Source organism: uncultured Arthrobacter sp. (assembly GCF_902805515.1).
Taxonomy (GTDB): domain Bacteria; phylum Actinomycetota; class Actinomycetes; order Actinomycetales; family Micrococcaceae; genus Arthrobacter_D.
Map to the genome: position 1 here is coordinate 499 of NZ_CADCTE010000193.1, position 21,193 is coordinate 21,691.

Here is a 21,193-nt window from a genome sequence, read left to right on the forward strand (position 1 = left end):
GGATCGAGTCCCGGCCCACCGGACAGTTCCTGGGCGACTATTTCTTCAGCATCGACGCCGACGGCCACCTCGCCGACGCGCGGGTCGCCGACGCCCTCAAGGGCCTCCACCGCATCAGCCCCAACCTGCGGTTCCTCGGCTCCTATGCCCGTGCCGATCGGCGGCCCTCGACGATCGCCCCCCGGACCTCCGATGATGCGTTCGACGCCGCCGAGTCCTGGGTGGCGGGGCTGCGGGGAGGATCCTGACGCGCGGATCAAAAGAACAGTAGGCTTACCAATCTCAGGGTCCTCCGTTCGTCGAAGGTTGGTAGCCGCATGGCACGACTGCGCCGCAGCAATTCGAACAGGCCGGGAATCACCCGGCGCCGCTCCGGGAAGGGGTTCAGCTACCGCACGCCCGACGGTGCCCTGCTGACCGACAAGGCCGAACTGCAGCGGGTGCGGGAACTCGTCATCCCGCCGGCGTGGAAGGACGTCTGGATCGCCCCCTACCCGAACGGCCACGTCCAGGCCCTCGGCACCGACGACGCAGGGCGCCGCCAGTACATCTACCACCCGGCCTGGCGGGAGCAGAAGGACCGCGAGAAGTTTGACCGGTCCCTTGAGTTCGGAGCACGGCTCACCAGCGCCCGCCGCGTGATCACCCAGCACCTGCGCAGCAGCGGGATGACCCGCGAGCGGGCCTTCGCCGCGGCGCTGCGCATTGTCGACGCCGGCGCCCTGAGGATCGGTTCCGCCCAGTACGCCGAGGAGAACGGCTCCTTCGGGGTCACCACCCTGCGCGTCGAGCACGTCACTCTCGAGGGTGCGGTCATCACCTTCAACTTCCCGGGCAAGAGCGGGCAGCAGTGGGACACCACCATCGAGGATGAGGACCTCGCCGCCGCGCTTCGCCCGATGTTGCGCCGGGAGGAGGCGGACACGGTGCTCGCCTACCGGTCGGCCGACGAGAGGTGGCATTCGGTCGACGGCTCGCAGCTCAATGAATTTCTGCGCCAGGTCACCGGCGGGCCGTTCACGGCCAAGGACTTCCGTACCTGGCAGGCCACCGTGGTCGCCGCCATGGAACTCGCCCGGCACGACCTGGTCTCAACGAGCAGGACGGCGCGGCAGAAGGCGGTCACCGCCACGATGCGCGCCGTCGCCGACCACCTGGGCAACACCCCCACGGTGGCGCGGAGCTCCTACGTCGATCCGCGGCTCGTCGACCGGTTCATGAGCGGCGAGGTCATCCCGGTGGCCGGCTATGCCGCCTCGGAGCGGGCGGTGCGTGAACTGCTGGGGGGCTGAGGCGGCTTTCACCGCGGCCCGTTCGTAAGTACGCTTACAGTGGGCGCCCCGTCAGGGGCGGCACCTTCAACGAGAGGCAGCATCATGACTGACAGCGCGAGCGAAGGACGCATCGTCAATCCGGCGGGTGAGGACGAGTCCGGTTCGGATCCCAGCCGCCGCGGAGATGTCGGCGACCAGGGCAACGACCTCCGGTTCGCCGAGGAGCAGCAGCTGATCAACCAGCAGTCCGAACGGCATGGAGCCGCCGCGGGCGGCACCTCCAAGGAGACCGAGGGCAGCTACACCAGCGCCGAACCCGCGGACACCGGGGGCGGCTACACCGGGGCGCAGCAGCCGGAGCAGGAGGGCGAGTATCCCGAGAAGGACCGGGACCGGCTGAACAGCCCCGACGTCGACGGCGAGTACACCGACCGCGACCAGGGCTGACCCTGCAGGACCCCTCCCCCGGCGCGGCCGGTGCCGGCCCGGGAGGGGTCAGGCGCGTCCGGCACTCATCACACGGGCGACGGTGGACGCGGCCGCCGGTTGCCCGCCGGGCACCCGGATCAGCAGGGCGCCCGGGTCGATCCGGGCCGTGAGGGAAGTCACCGCACCGGAGAGGTCCCCGTCGAGCTGGGTGTGGGTGGGCTCCGCGGTCCAGACGGTGACCTCGCGGGCGCGGTAGTACTTGATGACCGGGATTTCACCCCGATGCCGGAACACGATTTTGGCCGCCATCCACAGCCAGCCGGCCAGGCTCCGGGGGCTCATCACCACTATGTCGAGGTACCCGTCGTCGATGATCGAGTCGGGAATGAAGTCGATGCCCGCGGGCAGCTTTCCGCAGTTGGCGAAGAGGACGGTGCGGACCTTCCGGCTCTGCGGCGCTCCGCCGTCGAGGCTGATCGAGACCCGCTGCCGCCGCCCGGGAAGGTGCCGCACCCCGGCCTCGCTGTAGGCAAGCCAGCCGAACTTCTCCTTGAGGTCGTCCTTGGTCGCGGCCACCACGGCCGCATCAAGCCCCACGCCGCCCATCACCAGGAACGGGGCCTCCGAGGCGGTGCCGGTGGTTTCGTTGCGCAGCAGCACCGTCGCCATGTCGATCCGGCGCTGGCTTCCATGGAGGGCCACCTGGAGGCAGCCGGCGATGTCGTTGTACGGCAGGCCCAGGTTGCGCACCAGCAGGTTCCCGGTGCCCAGCGGCAGCAGCCCCAGCGCGGCGGGCCCGTGCGCCATCGCCTGCGCCACGGCACGTACCGTCCCGTCGCCGCCGGCGGCGAGCACGACGTCGGCCCCCGCCTCGAGCGCCAGGTGCGCCTGGCCGGTCCCCGGGTCCTCGATGGTCGTCTCGAGGATCAGCGGCGGATCCCAGCCGGCGTCGGAGCAGGCCTGCTCCACCAGGGCGCGGGTCTCGGCGGCGTTCAGCTTGACCGGGTTGAGGATCAGGGCGACCCGCTGCGGCCCCGCGGTCCGCGCAACGAGCGGATGAACCGTTGCGGCCGGGGCTCCCTGGACCTTCAGGCGCCGCACCTGCCACCAGCTCCGAACCGACGCTGCTGCCGCGGCGGCGGTGAGGACGATCAGTTTAGGGCGCATGATTTTTCCAGAGTACCGCCGGGCGCGGCTCCATGCCCGGTGGGGGAAGGGCATTGGGTAGGCTGGGGGGCGTGATCGACGTAAACGAGCTCCGCGCTGACCCCGACAACTTCCGCTCCTCCCAGCGCGCCCGCAGGGCCGACGAGTCGCTGGTCGAGGAGATCCTCTCGGCGGACACGGCACGCCGTGAAGCGGTCACCCGGCACGAGAACCTGCGCGCGGATCAGAACGCGTTCGGCAAGCGGGTCGCGCAGGCCAAGGGCGACGAGAAGCAGGCGCTGCTCGCCGAGGTGAAGGAACTGGCCGCCGAGGTCAAGAAGGCCGCGGCGCTCGCCGACGAGGCACGCTCGCTGCAGGAGACGCTGCTGCGGCGGCTCCCCAACCGGATCGAAGACGGGGTGCCCGAAGGCGGTGAAGAGGATTTCGAGGTCCTGCGCACCGTGGGAACCCCACGGGACTTCGACGCCGAGGGCTTCACTCCGCGGGACCACCTGGAGATCGGTGAACTCATCGGCGCGATCGACATGGAGCGCGGGGCCAAGGTCTCCGGCTCGCGGTTCTACTTCCTCAAGGGCGTCGGGGCGCGCCTTGAGCTGGCCCTGCTGCAGATGGCCATGGACCAGGCCACGAAGGCGGGGTTCACCCCGATGATCACTCCCACCCTGGTGCGGCCCGAGATCATGCAGGGCACCGGCTTCGACGTGGCCCACGACGCCGAGATCTACCGGCTGGCCGAGGACGACCTCTACCTGGTGGGCACCTCCGAGGTCGCGCTGGCGGGCTACCACTCCGACGAGATCCTCGACCTCAGCGGCGGGCCCCTGCGCTACGCCGCCTGGTCCTCCTGCTATCGGCGTGAGGCCGGCTCGCACGGCAAGGACACCCGCGGCATCATTCGGGTCCACCAGTTCAACAAGGTGGAGATGTTCAGCTACACCACGGTCGAGGAATCGTACGCGGAACACCAGAGGATGCTGGCCTGGGAGGAGGAGATGCTCGCGAAGGTCGAACTGCCCTACCGGGTGATCGACACTGCCGCCGGCGACCTCGGCATGTCCGCCGCGCGGAAATTCGACTGCGAGGCCTGGGTGCCCACCCAGGGGGCCTACCGGGAGCTGACCTCCACCTCGAACTGCACCACCTTCCAGGCCCGGCGGCTGAACATCCGGGAGCGCCAGGGCGGGGAAGGAACGAAGGGGACGCGGGCCGTGGCGACGCTGAACGGCACCCTGGCCACCACCCGCTGGATCGTGGCGATCCTCGAGCACCACCAGAACCCTGACGGCTCGGTCCGGGTTCCCGAGGCACTGCGCCCGTATCTTAGTGGACTCGAGGTTCTGCCGGTACTGTGAGGCCCGCCCTACCCGGTTCGGGGTTGATCTGGTTCACTGATGAAATGGCTATTTCATTATCGGCTGGCATCGAGGACCAGCCCCAGACCCGAACAAAGTACATGGTTGCGCTCGACGTCGACGGCACCCTCGTAGACCACGACGGCGTCATGAGCGACGAGGTCCGCGCGGCGGCCGCTGCTGTCATCGAGGCCGGGCACGACATCATCATCTCCACTGGGCGCTCGCTGGGCGCCGCCCTGCCGGTGATCCGGGAGATCGGGCTCGCCCGTGGCTACGCGGTGTGTTCGAACGGCGGAGTCACCCTCCGCGTCGATCCCGGGCTTCCCCGCGGCTTCGAGGTCATCGACAAGGTGACCTTCGATCCCAGCCCCGCCCTCCGGGCCCTGCGCGTGCGCCTGCCCGGCGCCAAGTATGCCCTCGAGGACGACCAGGGCCGGTTCCTCTCGACCGAAAGCTTTCAGGACGCGAGTTTCGGCGCCGAGGCGCAGAGCGTCGACTTCGAGCAGATGCTCGACGCCAATGCCGTGCGCGTCGTTGTCTTCAGCACCGACAGCACCGCCGAGGAGTTCGGCAACGCCGTCGAGACGATCGGCCTCCACGGCGTGACCTACTCGGTGGGGTGGACCGCCTGGCTGGACATCGCCGCCGCCGGCGTCACCAAGGCCAGCGCCCTTGAGCTGCTGCGGCGCAGGATCGGCACCGACCCGGCCCTCACCGTGGCGGTGGGGGACGGGCGAAACGACATCGAAATGCTCGAATGGGCGGCCCGCGGAGTGGCAATGGGCCAGGCACCCGAGGAAGTACGCTCGGCGGCCACTGAGGTCACCGGCTCGGTGTACGACGACGGGGCGGCCAAGGTCCTTCGCTCGCTGGTGTAATCCCGGCTCGCTGGTGTAGCCCCGGTTTGGCAGGCCGCGTTCAGTAGGCCTGCTCAGTAGGCCAGGGCGGCCGGCGGCAGGACGGCCGGGCCGTGCGCCAGCTCCAGCAGCCGGGCGGCGGCGGGCCGGGTGGCCCACTCCTCCATCCAGTGTGAGCGGAGGACGGCCTTGCTCACGGCCTGCGTGCTGATTCCCAGTTCCTGGGCGATGAGCTTCTGCTGCCCCCGCGCGCCGGGGGTCATCAGGTCGAGGACCTTCCACTCGGCGTCCGTCCGGGTGTACACGAGGTGGCCCAGCAGCCGCAGCACCGCCTCGGCCTCGCCGGCGATCCCGGCGTCGGGACCCTCGACGGCCAGCGGGATGCGCTCGCCCGTTTTCTGTGCCCGGTTCACCGCACGGCGCGCATACACCAGGCCGAATCCGTCGGCGTCGAGGATGTGCTCGGGCACCGGCGGCAGGACCCCGCCGACGCCGATCCCCACATGCCAGCGGCGGAAGCGGATGGCGCGCAGCGCCGCATCCACGGCCGTGCGCGCGGAATCGACGACGCCCTGGAGCTCATCGCCCACCGAACGTTGGAACGGCACCACCGTGGGAAGGTGCCGGAGCTCGCGGATGAGCTCCGGCACCAGGTCGCCCACCTCACGCGAGTCGCGCTGGTTGATGGTGAGCACATATTGCATTGCTTCAGTATGCTTCACGCCCCGCGCGAATTATCGAAACCCGGCGGCAGCAGGGGCGTTCGTGCCTAGCGGCCCTCGGGGACCGCGGTGGCGTTGTCGGCCTCGACGTCGACGCCGCGGCCCTGGGGCTCATCGGCGGCGCTGACGTCGCCCTGCCGCTTGAACCGGTCCAGAGATGCCTCGACCTCGGCCTCGGCCGCTTCCCGGCCGGCCCACTCGGCGGCCTCGACCCACTTGCCCGGCTCGAGGTCCTTGTAGAGGGTGAAGAAGTGCTTGATCTCGTCGAGGAGGAAGGTCGAAACATCCGAAAGGTCCCGAATGTCCTCGAAGCGCGGGTCCGCCGGGACGCAGAGCACCTTGGCGTCTCCGCCGCCGTCGTCGGTCATGTTGAAGACCCCGATGGGCCGTGACTCGACCAGGACGCCCGGGATCAGGTCGAAGTCCTGGAGCATCACCAGGGCGTCGAGCGGGTCGCCGTCCTCGCCGAGGGTGTTTTCGAAGTAGCCGTAGTGGGTGGGGTACTGCATCGCCGTGAAGAGCACGCGGTCCAGGCGGAGGCGGTGGGTGTCGTGGTCGATCTCGTACTTGACGCGGGATCCCTTGGGGATCTCGATGGTGACGTCGAGCTTCATGGCAACTCCTCGGTGGTGTGGCTGGCGGGCGGGGACAGCACGGGCCCGGCGAGCCCGGTCCGCGGCGCCCGGCCGCCCGTTTACTGTTTAAACTTCTGCACTAACATATCGGTCGCGGCCCGCTTCCCGGCATTTTCCGCCGACCGGCGTCCCCGTTGAACCTCCGGAAGGAATCCATGAAGCGCCAGGCCCGACGGCTGACCGCGGTGCTGCTGGCGGTGGTCCTTGCGGTGCTGGCGCTGCCCCTCTCGGTCCGGGTGATCCCGGCCGCCGTGGAGGAGTTCGCCGGCAAGGACGCGGAGGTGCGGCCGCCCGCCCTCCAGCGCCCGCCGGCCGGCGTGCTCGAACCCGGCGTGGTCTCCGCCCTTTCCGACTCGGCGCCGCAGCCGGTCCCGGAGGTGCTCGCCCCGCTGCTCGACGCCGAGCTGCAGCTGCCCGGCGGCGGCGGTCGATTCGCCGGGGTGGTGCGCGACGCCGCCACCGGCGCGGTGCTCTACAGCAGGAGCCCCGACCAGGCCCAGGCCCCGGCGTCGAACCTCAAGCTGCTGACGGCGGCGGCCGTCCTGGACACCCTCGATCCGCGGGACCGGCTCGAGACGGCGGTGCATGCCGCCGGGGACGGTGTCCTCTATCTCCGGGGCGGCGGAGACGTGCTGCTGGGCTCCGGTCCGTCGGAGCCCGGCGCGGTGCGCGGCCACGCCGGTCTTTCCACCCTGGCGCAGGAGACCGCCGCGGCGCTGGATCCGGCGTCGGGCCCCTACAGCGTCGCGGTGGACGACTCCCTCTTCGAGGGCCCGCCGCTCAACCCGTCCTGGGCGCAGGGGGATCTCGACGCAGGGGAGCTGGCACCGGTGTACCCGCTGGCCGTCAATTCCGCCTGGCAGGACGAGGGCCTGCAGGCCGGGGCCCGCGACGCCGACCCGGCGCTGAGGGCCGCGGAGGCCTTCACCGCCGCCCTCGCCGCCGCGGCCGCCGAACGCGGCATCCAGGTGCTCGGCGGACCGGTCCGCGCCGCGGTGCCCGACTCCGCCGAAGCGGTGGCCTCGGTCCCGTCGGCGACCATCGCCGAGCAGGTCGAGCACATGCTGGTCCTCTCCGACAACTACCTCGCCGAGGCCCTGGCACGCCTGGCCTCGGCGGCGTCCGGCGGGCCGGCGAGCTCCGACGGCGCCACGGCGCTGCTCGCTGCCACCGCCGACCGGCTCGGCGTTCCGGGCGGCGGGCTCCGGGTCGGGGACGCCGCAGGGCTTTCCGTCGACAACTCGGCAACCCCTGCCCAGCTCGCCGCGCTGCTTTCCGCCGTGGCCGCCTCCGAGCGGCCCGCCCTGGCCGGGATGCCCGGCCTGCTGCCCGTGGCCGGACTGTCGGGCACCCTGAAGGAGCGCTTCGTCCCGGACGCCGCGGCGGCCGGCGGGGCGGGGGTGGTCCGGGCCAAGACCGGCACCCTGAGCGCCGTCACGGCGCTCAGCGGCTACGTCGTCACGGCCGAAGGGCGCCTGCTCAGCTTCTCCCTGATGGGCTCGGGGATCGAGGGCCGGACGCCGGAGGCCCGCGACGCCGTCGACCGGGCCGCGGCCGTGCTGGCGGCCTGCGGGTGCCGCTGAGCGCCGCCCATGACCTGCACCTCACAATCGTGCCTGCCGGGGGCAGGGCCGAGCGGCCGGAAGCCGGATGTGGTCGAATAAGGTCATGGAGAGCAATGAGCCGACCGTTTCATCCACCCCCCAACGCCCCCAGCTGGTGAACTGGGACTTCGCCGCAGGCAGCGCTGCCCGTCTCGCCCCGGCCGGACCGACGATGACGCCGCGCGAGATCGCCGCCGCCGTCGATAACCTCCGTGCCCAGGCCGACGCCTCCGTGGCGCACGTCCATGCAATCTCCCGCCTTGACGCGGCACGGGACCTGCGCGACTCCGAACTCCTCATCGTGGACCGGGCGTCCTGGGCAAAGGCCAACACCCAGAGCTTCCGGGTGCTCGTCGAGCCGGCCCTGAACCATCTTGCGCAGTCCAAGCCGGAGATCCTCAAGGCGGCGTCCGTCAGCCTCGGAGGCAACCTCACCGGCGCGCAGCTCGGTGCCATCCTGGCGTTCCTCTCCAGCAAGGTGCTGGGACAGTACGACCCGTTCGTGCCCTCCCGCAACGGCGCCGGCGGGCGCCTGATGCTCGTGGCGCCCAACATCATCTCCGTCGAGCGGGAACTCAACGTCGACCCGGCCGACTTCCGCCTCTGGGTCTGCCTCCACGAGCAGACCCACCGGGTCCAGTTCGCCGCCGCGCCCTGGCTGAAGGATCACATGACCTCGGCCATCTCGGAACTGACCACCGGGATGATGGACAAGGCCGACACCCTCTCCGAGCGCCTCGCCGCCGCGGCGAAGAGCCTCGGCATGCCCAAGGGGGAGCACCCCGGCCGCCGGTCCGCCGCGGTTGAGCAATGGCCCGACGGCGGGAAGGTCCACGGCACCGGGCTGCTGTCGGTGCTGCAGGACCCCGACGACAAGGCCCGCCTGTCCCACCTGACCGCCGTGATGAGCCTGCTCGAGGGCCACGCGAACGTCGTCATGGACGGCGTGGACGCACGGATCGTGCCGACGGTGAAAACCATCCGCCGCCGCTTCAACGCCCGCGGAAAATCCCGCGGGCCGGTGGAGAAACTGATCCGCCAGCTCCTGGGCCTCGACGCGAAGATGCGCCAGTACAGCGACGGCGCCAAGTTCGTGCGCCGGGTCGTGGACCAGACCGGCATGGAAGGGTTCAACCTCGTCTGGGAGGCCGAAGACCACCTGCCGACCGAGCGCGAGATCCACGCACCCGACGAGTGGATCGACAGGATGAGCCTCACCCGCCATGGGTAGGCGCCCGCGCCTCAACCCGGTGGCCGCCGCGGCACGGAACCGGGTGGAGGACGCCCTGGCCGATGTGCTGCTTCCCGCCGGCACCCCCTCCGGGGCCGCCCCGGGGGAGGGGGAGGAGGCGGCACCGCTGGTGCTCGTGGCGTGCAGCGGCGGCCCGGATTCACTCGCGCTGGCCGCCGCCGCCGTCTATTTCGCGAAGGTAGGCCGATGCAGGGTCGGCGCCGTCGTCGTCGACCACGGCCTGCACGAGGACAGCGCGGCGGTCGCCCGGCGTGCCGCGGACCAGCTCACCGGTCTGGGACTGTCCCCGGTCGAGGTCCGCACGGTGGAGGTCGCCGCCACCGGCATGGGCCCCGAGGCCGCCGCCCGCACCGCCCGGTACGCCGCACTGGACGCCGCCGCCCGCGGCTCCGGCGCCGCCGCCGTCCTCCTCGGCCACACGCTCGACGACCAGGCGGAGCAGGTCCTGCTCGGGCTGGCCCGCGGCTCCGGAACGCGCTCCCTGGCCGGCATGCCGGCCCGGCGGGGACCCTACCGCCGGCCGTTCCTCGACCTGCGGCGGGCCGACACCGAGGAGATCTGTGCCTTCTACGGGCTCGACCCCTGGCACGATCCCTCCAACGCGGATCCTGCCTTCGCCCGCTCCCGCGTCCGTACGCAGGTGCTGCCCTACCTTGAGGAACAGCTCGGGCCGGGCATAGCGCAGGCGCTGTACCGGTCGGCGCGGATCCTCGGCCAGGACGCCGACTACCTCGAACAGCTCAGCTCCAAGGCCTACGCCGGGCTCCGGACCGAGGCCGGCGCGGACATCCTCCTGCCCGAGGAGGGCCTGCGGGAGCTGCCCGCGTCGCTGCGCCAGCGGGTCCTCGCCCTGGCCGCCGTCGAAGTCGGCGGCTTCCAGCCCAGCTTCGAACGCCTCCTCGCCGCCGAAACCCTCCTCGAACGCCGGGGCTCGGCGGGCCCCGTCCAGCTCGGCGGACGTGTCGGCGTTTACCGGCAGGTCCGGGGGAAATCGGTTCTTCCGGGCGGGCCAAGCTATGGCAATCTTGTCTTTAGAAACAACCGTCCCGGCACGGAGCCGCCGAGCCGTTCAACCCAGGAGTAATTGGTGGATTCCAACGACGTCGAGTCAGACCTGAAGCACGTCCTGTTCAGCAAGGAACAGATTCAGCAGCGCGTCAACGAACTCGCAGCCGAGATCGACGCGGACTACCAGGGCCGCGAGATCCTCCTCGTGGGCGTGCTCAAGGGCGCGGTGATGGTGATGGCCGACCTGGCCCGGGCACTTCACTCCCACATCACCATGGACTGGATGGCGGTGTCCTCCTACGGCTCGGGCACCCAGTCCTCCGGCGTGGTGCGGATCCTCAAGGACCTTGAAACCGACCTGATGGGCAAGCACGTGCTCATCGCCGAGGACATCATCGACTCCGGCCTGACGCTGTCCTGGCTCAAGGCCAACCTCCTCTCCCGCGGCCCCGCCTCGGTCGAAATCTGCACCCTGCTGCGCAAGCCCGACGCCGCGAAGGTCGACATCGACGTGAAATATGTCGGATTCAACATCCCCAATGAATTCGTCGTCGGATACGGCCTCGACTTCGCCGAAAAGTACCGCAACCTCGACTTCATCGGCACCCTCGCCCCCCACGTCTACGAGTAGGCCGAGCGCCTCCGCCGGGGCCCGGGCTGTACGCCCACAGGGAACTTATGCCCCAAACGGGACGTGTTGAATCTGAAACCGTGTATATCTTGAGTGTTTCGAGGTGACGGCGGACGGAACACCGCATTTCCGGCATAAGCAGGAGGGACAGGGCGCGCAGCCCTGAGAAGAATGAAATATAAGAACATGTTCAAGGGGCCGGTCATCTGGATCGTCCTGGCAATCGCCGGGCTCCTGTTTATCGTCCCCAGCCTGTTCAGCGGCAGCTCCGGAAGGGTCGACACCAACGTCGGCCTCGAGCTCCTGCAGGACAACCGGGTCGAGCAGGCCAAGATCCACGACGGCGAGCAGCGCGTCGACCTGACCCTCCGGGATGACTACGAGGACCTGGGCCGCAGCGTCCAGTTCTTCTTCAGCGCCGCCCGTGCCGAGGACGTCGTCGAGGCGGTCAACGAATCCGACGTCGAGGGCTTCACCGATCAGCCCGTCCAGAGCAACTGGTTCGTGAGCGCGTTCAGCCTGATCTTCCCGATCCTGATCCTCGGCCTGATCTTCTGGTTCCTGCTCAGCCGCATGCAGGGCGGCGGCTCCAAGGTGATGCAGTTCGGCAAGTCAAAGGCCAAGCTGATTTCCAAGGACATGCCCCAGGTCACCTTCTCCGATGTCGCCGGAGCCGACGAGGCCGTCGAGGAACTCCTCGAGATCAAGGAGTTCCTGCAGGAGCCGGCGAAGTTCCAGGCCCTGGGCGCCAAGATTCCCAAGGGCGTGCTGCTGTACGGGCCTCCCGGCACGGGTAAGACCCTGCTGGCCCGGGCCGTGGCCGGCGAGGCCGGCGTGCCTTTCTATTCGATTTCGGGCTCGGACTTCGTCGAGATGTTCGTCGGCGTGGGCGCCTCCCGCGTCCGTGACCTCTTCGAGCAGGCCAAGAACAACTCTCCGGCCATCATCTTCGTCGACGAGATCGATGCCGTGGGCCGTCACCGCGGTGCCGGCGTCGGCGGCGGCAACGACGAGCGCGAGCAGACCCTCAACCAGCTCCTGGTGGAGATGGACGGCTTCGACTCAACCACCAACGTCATCCTCATCGCCGCCACCAACCGCCCGGACGTGCTGGACCCGGCGCTGCTGCGCCCCGGCCGGTTCGACCGCCAGATCGGCGTCGAGGCCCCCGATATGAAGGGCCGGGAGCACATCCTCTCCGTCCACGCCAAGGGAAAGCCGATGGCGCCCGGGGTGGACCTGAAGTCGGTCGCCAAGAAGACCCCCGGCTTCACCGGTGCGGACCTCGCGAACGTCCTCAACGAGGCGGCGCTGCTCACCGCCCGCTCGAACGCGCAGCTGATCGACGACCGGGCGCTCGACGAGGCCATCGACCGCGTCATCGCCGGCCCGCAGAAGCGCAGCCGCGTCATGAAGGAACTCGAACGCAAGATCACCGCGTACCACGAGGGCGGCCACGCCCTGGTCGCCGCGGCCCTGCGCAACACCGACCCGGTCACGAAGATCACCATCCTGCCGCGCGGACGCGCCCTCGGCTACACCATGGTGCTGCCGATGGACGACAAGTACTCGGTCACCCGCAATGAACTGCTCGACCAGCTCGCCTACGCCATGGGCGGCCGGGTCGCCGAGGAGATCGTCTTCCACGACCCGACCACCGGCGCCTCGAACGACATCGAGAAGGCCACCGGCACCGCCCGGAAGATGGTCACCCAGTACGGGATGAGCGAGCGCATCGGCGCCGTGAAGCTCGGCCAGGGCGCCGGGGAGCCCTTCCTGGGCCGGGACATGGGCAGCGACCGCGACTACTCAGACCAGGTGGCCTTCGTCGTCGACGAAGAGGTGCGCCGGCTGATCGACAACGCCCACGATGAGGCCTACGAGATCCTCACCGAGAACCGCGACGTGCTCGACCGCCTCGCGCTCGAACTGCTCGAGCGCGAGACCCTGAACCAGGCCGAGATCGCCGAGGTCTTCGCGAGCGTGCGCAAGCGCAGCCTGCGCAACGTGTGGCTGTCGAAGGACTCCCGCCCCGTGCATTCGCTGCCCCCGGTCGTTTCGGCCAAGGAGCGGGCCCAGGCGGCGCAGAACGGCCAGCCCGCGCCCGAAACCGTCGCACCGCAGGACCAGATCGCCGAGGCCGACATCCCCGGTGACTTCGACGTCCACGGCTCCGACCTCCCCTCGCCCGAGTCCGATGGCGCCGCCGTCGACGGCAAGGGCGGGAGCGGGTCCCGGCAGCCCTAGGGGGCGGCCGGCCCGCGGGCACAGGGATAGGATCAGAGCCGTGACTGACTTCGACAACGACGTGATCGACGCCGCCCTGGCCGCCTCGGGATCCCCGGTGGACCAGCCCCGCATCCAGCGGGCCGTCCGGGAGATCCTCGCCGCCATCGGCGAGGACCCCGACCGCGACGGCCTGGTGGAGACACCGCGGCGCGTGGCAAGGGCCTACGCCGAAATGTTCGCGGGGCTCCACCAGGACGCCGCCGACGTCCTCTCGACCTCCTTCGAGCTCGATCACCAGGAGCTGGTGGTGGTGAAGGACATTCCCTTCTACTCCACCTGCGAACACCACCTGGTGCCGTTCCACGGCTCCGCCCACGTGGGGTACATCCCCTCCGAGGACGGCCGGGTCACGGGCCTGAGCAAACTGGCCCGGTTGGTCGAGGTCTACGCCCGCCGGCCGCAGGTGCAGGAACGGCTGACGACGCAGATCGTCGAGGCACTCATGACGCACCTCAAGCCCAAGGGTGCGATCGTCGTCATCGAGTGTGAGCATATGTGCATGTCAATGCGGGGCATCCGGAAACCGGGTGCGAAGACGGTGACGTCGGCCGTACGCGGCCAGATCCGTGAAACGGCCACCCGCGCCGAGGCCATGAGCCTGATACTTGGAAGATAGGACACCCCTTGGATTCACTCGCCGCAGCCCCCGGGACCGGCCCGGCCACCTCACCCCTGCCGGTGATCCGGCCGGTGCGCGTCCCGCGCACCTTCGAGGCGCTGCCCGCTGACCGCACCGTGGTGATGGGGATCCTCAATGTCACACCCGACTCCTTCAGCGACGGCGGAAAGTACTCATCGACCGACGACGCCATCGCGCACGGACTGCGGATGCACTACGCCGGTGCCGACATCATCGACGTCGGCGGGGAATCCACCCGCCCCGGCGCCGCCGCGGTGCCGGTCGAGGAGGAACTCCAGCGCGTACTTCCCGTGGTGCGGGCACTGGTCAAGGCCGGTGCGCTCGTCAGCATCGACACCATGCACCCCGAGACGGCCGCCCAGGCCGTCCGGGCGGGGGCCGGAATCATCAACGACATCTCGGGGAACGGCTTCGACCCCGACATGCCCGCCCTGGCCGCCGAACTGGGCGTGCCCTACATCCTGACGCACCGCCGGGGGACGGCCGAGACGATGGACTCCCTGGCCACCTACTCCAACGTCGTCGAGGAGGTCATCGCCGAACTCCTCGAGGTGCGCGACACCTTCGTCGCGGCGGGCGTGAAGCCCGGAAACATCATCCTGGATCCGGGCCTCGGCTTCGCCAAGACCGGCGTGCACAACTGGGAGCTGCTCCGCTCCCTCGACCGCCTCGGATCCCTCGGCCACCGGGTGCTCGTCGCGGCCTCCCGCAAGCGTTTCCTCGGCACCCTGCTGACCTCGGCAGGGAGGCCGGCGGTGCCGGCCGAACGCGACGCGGCGACCCTGGCGGTCTCCGCGCTCGCCGCCGCGAACGGCGCCTGGGCGGTCCGGGTGCACGACGTCGGCCCCACCCTCGACGCCGTCAAGGTCGCCTCGGCCTGGGCCGGCCAGGGCTCCCGATGACGGCGCTCCGGCAGCTCGACGCAGTCTCGCTGACGGGCATCAGCGCCATCGGCCACCACGGCGTCTTCGACTTCGAGCGGCGGGACGGCCAGCCCTTCCTCGTCGATGTGGTCCTCCACCTCGACCTGCGCCCCGCCGGAACCAGCGACGACCTCACCCGGACGGCCCACTACGGCGAGGTCGCCGAGCTGGTCAGTTCCATCATCGCCGGGAAGCCGTTCCAGCTGATCGAGGCGCTGGCCGAAACGATCGCAGCCGAGATCCTCGCCCGTTACCCCGTCGAGGCGGTCGACGTCACCGTGCACAAACCGAAGGCCCCCATCCCCGTGCCCTTCGACGACGTCGCCGTCACGATCCACAGGAGCAGGCAGTGACAACAGCCTCCCGGACTCCGGACGGGGCGGCCTCCGGGACCCGGGCCGTCCTGGCCCTGGGCAGCAACCTCGGGGAGAGCCGCGGCACGCTGGCATCGGCCGTAGCGGACCTCACCGGAGGCGACCGGGTGCGGCTGACGGCCGCCTCGCCCGTGGTGCGCACCCGGGCCGTCGGCGGGCCGGAGCAGCCGGATTACCTCAACCAGGTCATCGAGGTCGTCACCGACCTCGGACCCTATGAGCTGCTGGCACACTGCCAGGCGGTCGAGCAGACGCACCTCCGGACCCGCACCGTACGGTGGGGGCCGCGGACCCTCGACGTCGACATCATCACCTTCGGGGCATGGACCTCGACCGATCCGCGGCTGACGGTGCCCCACCCCCGTGCGGCCGAACGGGCATTCGTCCTGAAACCGTGGTCCCTGATGGACCCCGCGGCAACCCTCGGCGGGGTGTCCGTCGCCGAACTCGCCGCCAATGCCGCCGACCTCCCGGGCCTGGCCCTGTTCCAGGAAGGCTAGCCGCACATGACGAGCATTCGGTTCAGTTGGCTGCTTGGCATCGGCATCGTCTCCGGCATTGTTGGCTGGACCGTCAACTTCTGGGCGGGCCGCAACGGTTACCCCACCACTTCACTCCACCTGAGTTCGCTGCTCACGGTCGCCCTGATCATCACCGTGACGCTCGTGTTCGGCGTGCGGGTGCTGCGGTGGCGCAACGGCAAACGGGACCGTGAGCTGAACCCCATCCTCGCGGCCCGCACCCTGGTGCTGGCCCAGGCGACGGCCTACGCGGGCGCCCTGAGCCTCGGCTGGCATACGGGCATCTTCGTTGACCAGCTCTCGCTGCTGGCCGTTCGCGATACCTTTGGACCGGCGTGGGGGACCCTCGCCCTGATGGCCGGCGGTATCGTCATGGTCGTCGTCGGCCTGGTCGTCGAGGGGTTCTGCAGGATCCCGCCCGAGGACGAGGGCGGCGCCGGCACCCCGGGAACAAGCGAGGGAGAGTATGCGTAGGGAACCGATCGACCCCGAAGGCATTGTCTGGTCGAGGGTCTCACCCAAGTACCTCCGGGTGCGCCTGATCGGCTGGTTCGTCGGTTCGGTGATCTACCTGCTGATCTTCAGCATCCCGCTGATCCTCCGGCTCGCCGGGGTATGGCCGGACTTCCCGCCGCTGGCCATCGCCATCGCCCTGCCGGCCGTCGTGCTCCTCATCAGTGCATGGAGGGGCCTGCTGCTTCCCCGCCAGGTGCGCGCCCTTGGGTATGCTGAGCGCGACGACGACCTGCTGATCCGCAGCGGCGTCATCTTCCAGCGCACCCTCGTGGTGCCCTACGGCCGCATGCAGTACGTCGACGTCGCCGTGGGCCCCCTCGAGCGCGCGTTCGGGCTGTGCACCCTCAAACTGCACACGGCCTCCCCAGCCACCAATGCCGCCATCCCGGGCCTTCCCGCCGCCGAGGGAGCTCGACTCCGTGAGCAGCTTTCGAGCCGCGGGGAAGCACGGCTGGCGGGTCTGTGAGCGTCCCCGACCCGCACCCCGGAACGCCCTACCCCGGCCCGCCCCGCGACGGGGCGGGCCCGTCGGACGGGCTCCTGTCGGATGCCACGCCGGCGCCCGGAACGGTTGATGACAGCTGGCGCCGGGTCTCGGTGATCTCCCCGCTGGTCCGCGGCTGGATCGCGCTTGCCGCCATCGCGTTCTTTTTCGGCAGGGACTGGTTCGAAGGCCTGTTCGGCCCCGGTGCCCGGGAAGGGCTGCCGGGTGCTCTTGGGATCGGGCTGACCATCGCGCTCATCCTGGGCATCGTCGTCCTGATCGCGCTCGGGTTCCTCGTGTCCTGGTACTTCACCCGCTACCAGGTCACTGCCGAGTACGTGCGCGTGAATTCGGGCGTCCTGTTCCGGCAGAACCGGCAGGCCCGCCTCGACCGCGTCCAGGCGATCGACGTGGTCCAGCCCTTCCTCGCCCGCATCTTCGGACTGGCCGAGCTGAAGTTCGAAGTGGCCGATGCCGGCGAGTCGGCCGTCCGCCTGGCCTTCCTCCGCCTCACCGAGGCCCAGCAGCTCCGGGCCACCATCCTCGCCCGCGCCTCCGGCGCCTCGGTGGCCCCCGACGCCTCCGGCGGCATCGCCGAGGCGCCCGAGCGCGAGGTCGTCGCGGTGCCGTCCGGCCGGGTGATCGGCGCGGTCCTGCTCTCCGGCACCACCGTGCTGCTCCTGGCCGCGGTGGTCGTCGTCGCCACGGTGACGGTGGTGTACCGCACCCCGTTCGCGGCCCCGACCCTCATCCCCATGGCACTGGGCGTCGCCGGCGCGTACTGGAGCGCGCTCAACTCCGGCTACAACTTCCGGGCCGCCCTCTCACCCGACGGCATCCGGGTCCGGTACGGCCTGCTCGACACCCGGGCGCAGACCGTCCCGCCGGGGCGGGTCCAGGCCGTCGGAATCGACCAGCCGCTGCTCTGGCGGCTCAAGGGCTGGTACCGGATCAACGCCAATGTCGCCGGGTACGGGGCCGGTGCCCCGGGCGAGGGACAGGCCCGGGCCACGCTGCTGCCCGTCGGAACCCGCGCCGAGGTGTTCGCCATCCTCGCGCTCGTCCTTCCCGACCCCGGCACCGTGCGCCCGTTGGAGGTCTTCTCCGCCGGCCTGGACGCCTCGGGGGCGGCCGAGGGCTTCACCACGGCGCCGCGCCGCGCCCGGTGGCTTGCACCGCTGACCTGGCGGCGCAGCGGCTTCGCCGTGACCGGTACGGCGCTGCTCGTCCGCTCGGGGTTCTTCCACCGCAGGCTCGCCGTCGTGCCCCACGAGCGGACGCAGTCGCTTTCCCTTCATCAGGGCCCCCTTGAGCGGGCCCTGCGGGTGATGGAGCTGCAGCTGCAGACGACGCCAGGTCCAGTCGCGCCCTCCCTGAGCCACATCGACGAAACCGCGGCGCTCGAACTGTTCTCGGGGCAGGCCCGGCGCGCTGCGGAGGCGCGCCGGCGGAGCATCCCCGAACAGTGGATGAAGCCCATCCAGCAGCCCTCCGGCGCCGTCATGCCTCCGCCGCCCAGCTACGGTCCGCCCGGCGCCGGCTTCGAACCGCACGAGCCTCCAGACCCGCCGCAGCAGGACCAAGGAGCGCCGGATTCACCGCCGCTTGTCCAAGGAGCGCCCGACCAGCCCCCGCCTGACCAAGGAGCGCCGGCCTCGCCCCCGCTTGTCCAAGGAGCGCCCGACCAGCCCCCGCCTGACCAGTCACCGACTGACCAGTTACCGCCTGACCAGCCGAACAGGCAGCAGATCCCGGAGGGACCCGGTAGCCATGAACAACGCTGAAGCCTCGCGCAGACCCGGACGCCTCGGGGTGGGCGTCATCGGAGCGGGCAGGGTCGGCGCGGTCCTCGGCGCCGCCCTGCGCACCGCAGGACACGCCGTGGTCGGAGTGTCCGCGGTCTCGGAAGCGAGCCGGGAACGCGCGGAAACCCTCCTGCCCGGGGTGCCCATCCTCGACATTCCCGTCATCGTCGAACGGGCCGAACTGGTGCTCCTTGCCGTGCCCGACGACGCCCTCCCCGGGCTCGTCGAAGGCCTGGCACGCCTGGGGGTCTGGCAGCCCGGACAGCTCGTGGTCCACACCTCCGGCCGCTCCGGCACCGAGGTCCTCGCCCCGGCCCGCCGCGCCGGCGCCATCCCGCTGGCCATCCACCCGGCGATGACGTTCACCGGACTCAGCCTTGACCTCGGACGCCTCCCCGAGTGCACCTTCGGCATCACCGCGCCCGCGGCGGTCCTGCCCATCGCCCAGGCCCTCGTCGTGGAGATGGGTGCGGAGCCGGTGATCATCGAGGAGGAGAGCCGGCCGCTCTACCATGCGGCACTGGCCCATGCCTCGAACCATCTGGTCACCCTGGCGTCGCAGTCTGCGCAGCTGCTCAGCGACCTCGGCGTGCAGCGCCCCGATCGGATGCTCGGCCCGCTCATGAAGGCCTCCCTCGAAAACGCGCTGAGCTCTGGGGAGTCGGCCCTGACCGGCCCGGTCGCCCGCGGCGACGTGGAGACCGTTCGAACCCACACCGCCGCACTTGCCCGCCACGACGCGGCCGACGTCGCCCTTGCCTACCGCGACATGGCCCGGGCCACCACCCTGCGCGCACTCGACCGCGGCCTGCTCAGCGCCGAGCAGGGAGCAGCGGTGCTTGCGGCCCTTGAACCGACCCCCACCGAGGACGAACGATGACCGAGACCACCCCGGGCACTCCACGGCTCGTCACGACGGCCGGCGAGCTCCGCAGCGCCGGCGCCGAGCTGCTTCACCGGGCCGCAGAAACTCCCCGCGGCGGGGCCGCGCGGCGTCCGTCGCTGGGACTGGTGCCGACGATGGGCGCGCTCCACGCCGGCCACGCCGCCCTGGCCGCGGCGGCCCGCGCCGAGAACGACGTCGTCGTGGTCACGATCTTTGTCAACCCGCTGCAGTTCGGCGAACAGGCCGACCTCGACCGCTACCCACGCACCCTTGAGGCCGACCTCGAACTGCTGGGCGCCCAGGGGGTGGACCTGGTTTTCGCCCCGGCGGCCGAGGAGGTCTACCCCGACGGCCCCCCGCAGGTCCGGCTGCAGGCCGGCGCCCTCGGGGAGAAACTCGAAGGGGCGTTCCGGCCGGGACACTTCGACGGCATGCTCACCGTCGTGGCGAAGCTCCTGAACCTCGGTGCCCCCGACGCCGCCGCCGGCTACCGCGCGTACTTCGGCCGGAAGGACGCCCAGCAGCTGGCGCTCGTGAAGCGCATGGTGCGCGACCTCAATTTCCCCGTCGACATCGTCGGCGTGCCCACGGTGAGGGACGCCGACGGCCTGGCCCTGTCGAGCCGCAACCGCTTCCTCTCGGCAGCCGAACGCGAGGCTGCCCTCGTGCTGCAGCGAGCCCTGGGCATGCTGAGGGAACGGGCGGAGCGGAACGAGCCCCTCGACCCCGACTCGGTGCTTGCGATGATCGCCAGCGTGCCCGCCGTGAGCCTCGAGTACCTCGAGGTCGTCGACCCGCTCAGCCTCGAACCGCTCGCCTTTGCCTGCGCCAACACCCCGTTCACGGGGACCGCGCTGGCGCTCGTCGCCGCCCGGGTCGGTCCTGTGCGGCTCATCGACAATATGGAACTGAACGGCGGGTGAAATCCGGGGATTACCGAACCCCGTAAACTTGGCTACCGTGACGAAAGAAAACCCCACCCTTGATGGCCTCTCCGCCGACGACTTCACCGAGCAGATGCGGATCCGCCTCGAGAAGCGTGCCCGCCTGATCGAAAGCGGCAGGGAGCCCTACCCGGTCAAGCCCGAACGCACCCACTCGCTCGCCGAGATCCGCGCAGCGTTCCCGGACCTTGAACCCGATGAAGCCACCGGCACCCGGGTCTCGGTGGTGGGGCGCGTCGTCTTCATCCGCAACACCGGCAAGCTCGCCTTCGCGACCCTCCAGGAGGGCGATGGCACCCGGCTTCAGGTGATGCTCAGCCTCGCCGTCGTCGGTGAGGAGCAGCTCGCCGAGTGGAAGGCACTGGTCGACCTCGGGGACCACGTCCAGGTTCAGGGGGAGGTCGTCAGCTCGCGGCGCGGCGAACTTTCGGTGATGGCAGAGAGCTGGGCCATGGCGTCCAAGGCACTGCGCCCGCTGCCCACCCTTCACGCCGGAGTCAACGAGGAAACCCGCGTGCGGCAGCGCTACGTTGACCTGATGGTCCGCGAGGAAGCCCGCAGCATGGTCCGCACCCGCGCTGCGATCACCCGTTCCCTGCGCGAAACCCTGCACGCCAACGATTACATCGAAGTCGAAACTCCGATTGTCCAGCTGGTCCACGGCGGGGCGACCGCGCGGCCGTTCGAAACCCACCTGAACGCCTTCGACCAGAAAATGACCCTGCGCATCGCGCTCGAGCTTTATCTCAAAAGGGCGGTCGTGGGCGGAATTGACCGGGTGTACGAGATCGGCCGGATTTTCCGCAATGAGGGCGTCGATTCGACCCACAGCCCGGAATTCACCATGCTCGAATCCTACGAGGCCTACACCGACCAG

Annotated in this window: 22 protein-coding genes and 1 pseudogene; 20 read left to right on the forward strand and 3 right to left on the reverse strand. The window is 70.3% G+C overall.

The annotated features are described in order from the left end of the window. The 3 genes and pseudogenes from QZX79_RS17415 to QZX79_RS17425 all read left to right on the forward strand — a co-directional run. A pseudogene (locus QZX79_RS17415) lies at window positions 1-248 on the forward strand (prephenate dehydratase); the annotation flags it as partial. Window positions 249-317: 69 nt separating this feature from the next. Beyond that, window positions 318-1,292, forward strand: a complete 975-nt coding sequence (locus tag QZX79_RS17420) for a DNA topoisomerase IB (RefSeq protein WP_294570355.1) — start codon at window positions 318-320, stop codon at window positions 1,290-1,292. Window positions 1,293-1,376: 84 nt separating this feature from the next. Then, window positions 1,377-1,721: a hypothetical protein gene (locus tag QZX79_RS17425; protein WP_294570357.1), complete on the forward strand. Its 345-nt coding sequence runs from the start codon at window positions 1,377-1,379 to the stop codon at window positions 1,719-1,721. Window positions 1,722-1,769: 48 nt separating this feature from the next. Here QZX79_RS17425 and QZX79_RS17430 read toward each other — a convergent pair whose 3' ends face one another. Beyond that, window positions 1,770-2,870, reverse strand: coding sequence for a diacylglycerol kinase family protein (locus QZX79_RS17430; RefSeq protein WP_294570359.1), 1,101 nt, complete (start codon window positions 2,868-2,870; stop codon window positions 1,770-1,772). A gap of 71 nt (window positions 2,871-2,941) precedes the next feature. On the opposite strand from QZX79_RS17430, the gene serS reads away from it, so the two are divergent. Both serS and QZX79_RS17440 read left to right on the forward strand, forming a co-directional pair. Continuing rightward, window positions 2,942-4,222 (forward strand): serine--tRNA ligase, encoded by a 1,281-nt coding sequence (gene serS / locus QZX79_RS17435; protein WP_294570361.1) that lies wholly within the window; start codon window positions 2,942-2,944, stop codon window positions 4,220-4,222. A 44-nt stretch (window positions 4,223-4,266) separates the two neighbouring features. Continuing rightward, window positions 4,267-5,103, forward strand: coding sequence for an HAD family hydrolase (locus QZX79_RS17440; RefSeq protein ID WP_294570363.1), 837 nt, complete (start codon window positions 4,267-4,269; stop codon window positions 5,101-5,103). Window positions 5,104-5,156: 53 nt separating this feature from the next. Here the strand turns inward: QZX79_RS17440 and QZX79_RS17445 are convergent, their stop codons facing one another. Further along, window positions 5,157-5,786 carry a hypothetical protein gene (locus tag QZX79_RS17445; protein WP_294570366.1) on the reverse strand — a complete coding sequence of 210 codons (630 nt, stop codon included), beginning with the start codon at window positions 5,784-5,786 and terminating at the stop codon, window positions 5,157-5,159. Window positions 5,787-5,851: 65 nt separating this feature from the next. After that, window positions 5,852-6,418, reverse strand: a complete 567-nt coding sequence (locus QZX79_RS17450) for an inorganic diphosphatase (RefSeq protein ID WP_294570367.1) — start codon at window positions 6,416-6,418, stop codon at window positions 5,852-5,854. Between the two features lie 176 nt (window positions 6,419-6,594). Between QZX79_RS17450 and dacB the strand changes: the two genes are divergently transcribed. The 15 genes from dacB to QZX79_RS17525 all read left to right on the forward strand — a co-directional run. Then, a complete protein-coding gene (gene dacB, locus QZX79_RS17455; RefSeq protein ID WP_294570369.1) occupies window positions 6,595-8,022 on the forward strand; it encodes a D-alanyl-D-alanine carboxypeptidase/D-alanyl-D-alanine-endopeptidase in 1,428 nt (475 codons plus the stop codon). 85 nt (window positions 8,023-8,107) lie between these two features. Further along, window positions 8,108-9,274 (forward strand): zinc-dependent metalloprotease, encoded by a 1,167-nt coding sequence (locus QZX79_RS17460; RefSeq protein WP_294570372.1) that lies wholly within the window; start codon window positions 8,108-8,110, stop codon window positions 9,272-9,274. Then, the gene (gene tilS / locus QZX79_RS17465) at window positions 9,267-10,379 is read left to right on the forward strand and encodes a tRNA lysidine(34) synthetase TilS (protein ID WP_294570374.1); all 1,113 of its coding nucleotides are present in this window, start codon (window positions 9,267-9,269) and stop codon (window positions 10,377-10,379) included. Before QZX79_RS17460 ends, tilS begins: the two co-directional genes overlap by 8 nt. A gap of 3 nt (window positions 10,380-10,382) precedes the next feature. Continuing rightward, window positions 10,383-10,934, forward strand: a complete 552-nt coding sequence (hpt, locus tag QZX79_RS17470) for a hypoxanthine phosphoribosyltransferase (protein ID WP_120165844.1) — start codon at window positions 10,383-10,385, stop codon at window positions 10,932-10,934. A 171-nt stretch (window positions 10,935-11,105) separates the two neighbouring features. Next, on the forward strand, window positions 11,106-13,181 hold the full coding sequence (gene ftsH / locus QZX79_RS17475; protein WP_294570376.1) for an ATP-dependent zinc metalloprotease FtsH: 2,076 nt from the start codon (window positions 11,106-11,108) through the stop codon (window positions 13,179-13,181). Between the two features lie 40 nt (window positions 13,182-13,221). After that, window positions 13,222-13,839 carry a GTP cyclohydrolase I FolE gene (gene folE, locus QZX79_RS17480; protein ID WP_120165842.1) on the forward strand — a complete coding sequence of 206 codons (618 nt, stop codon included), beginning with the start codon at window positions 13,222-13,224 and terminating at the stop codon, window positions 13,837-13,839. An 8-nt stretch (window positions 13,840-13,847) separates the two neighbouring features. Continuing rightward, window positions 13,848-14,765, forward strand: coding sequence for a dihydropteroate synthase (folP, locus tag QZX79_RS17485; RefSeq protein ID WP_120165841.1), 918 nt, complete (start codon window positions 13,848-13,850; stop codon window positions 14,763-14,765). Beyond that, window positions 14,762-15,139, forward strand: a complete 378-nt coding sequence (folB, locus tag QZX79_RS17490) for a dihydroneopterin aldolase (RefSeq protein ID WP_294570381.1) — start codon at window positions 14,762-14,764, stop codon at window positions 15,137-15,139. Before folP ends, folB begins: the two co-directional genes overlap by 4 nt. Next, window positions 15,136-15,660, forward strand: coding sequence for a 2-amino-4-hydroxy-6-hydroxymethyldihydropteridine diphosphokinase (gene folK, locus QZX79_RS17495; RefSeq protein WP_294570382.1), 525 nt, complete (start codon window positions 15,136-15,138; stop codon window positions 15,658-15,660). The genes folB and folK overlap by 4 nt, the downstream gene beginning before the upstream one ends. 6 nt (window positions 15,661-15,666) lie before the next feature. Next, complete coding sequence (locus QZX79_RS17500; RefSeq protein ID WP_294570383.1) at window positions 15,667-16,155, forward strand: DUF3180 domain-containing protein; 489 nt, start codon at window positions 15,667-15,669, stop codon at window positions 16,153-16,155. Further along, entirely contained in the window at window positions 16,148-16,663 is a 516-nt protein-coding gene (locus QZX79_RS17505) for a PH domain-containing protein (RefSeq protein ID WP_294570386.1), read from the forward strand. The genes QZX79_RS17500 and QZX79_RS17505 overlap by 8 nt, the downstream gene beginning before the upstream one ends. Continuing rightward, complete coding sequence (locus tag QZX79_RS17510; protein ID WP_294570389.1) at window positions 16,660-18,465, forward strand: PH domain-containing protein; 1,806 nt, start codon at window positions 16,660-16,662, stop codon at window positions 18,463-18,465. Before QZX79_RS17505 ends, QZX79_RS17510 begins: the two co-directional genes overlap by 4 nt. After that, on the forward strand, window positions 18,452-19,366 hold the full coding sequence (locus QZX79_RS17515; RefSeq protein ID WP_294570391.1) for a Rossmann-like and DUF2520 domain-containing protein: 915 nt from the start codon (window positions 18,452-18,454) through the stop codon (window positions 19,364-19,366). Before QZX79_RS17510 ends, QZX79_RS17515 begins: the two co-directional genes overlap by 14 nt. Beyond that, a complete protein-coding gene (panC, locus tag QZX79_RS17520; protein ID WP_294570394.1) occupies window positions 19,363-20,295 on the forward strand; it encodes a pantoate--beta-alanine ligase in 933 nt (310 codons plus the stop codon). The genes QZX79_RS17515 and panC overlap by 4 nt, the downstream gene beginning before the upstream one ends. A 94-nt stretch (window positions 20,296-20,389) precedes the next feature. Then, window positions 20,390-21,193 (forward strand): amino acid--tRNA ligase-related protein (locus QZX79_RS17525; RefSeq protein ID WP_294570397.1); only part of this gene is annotated, 804 nt, incomplete at its 3' end.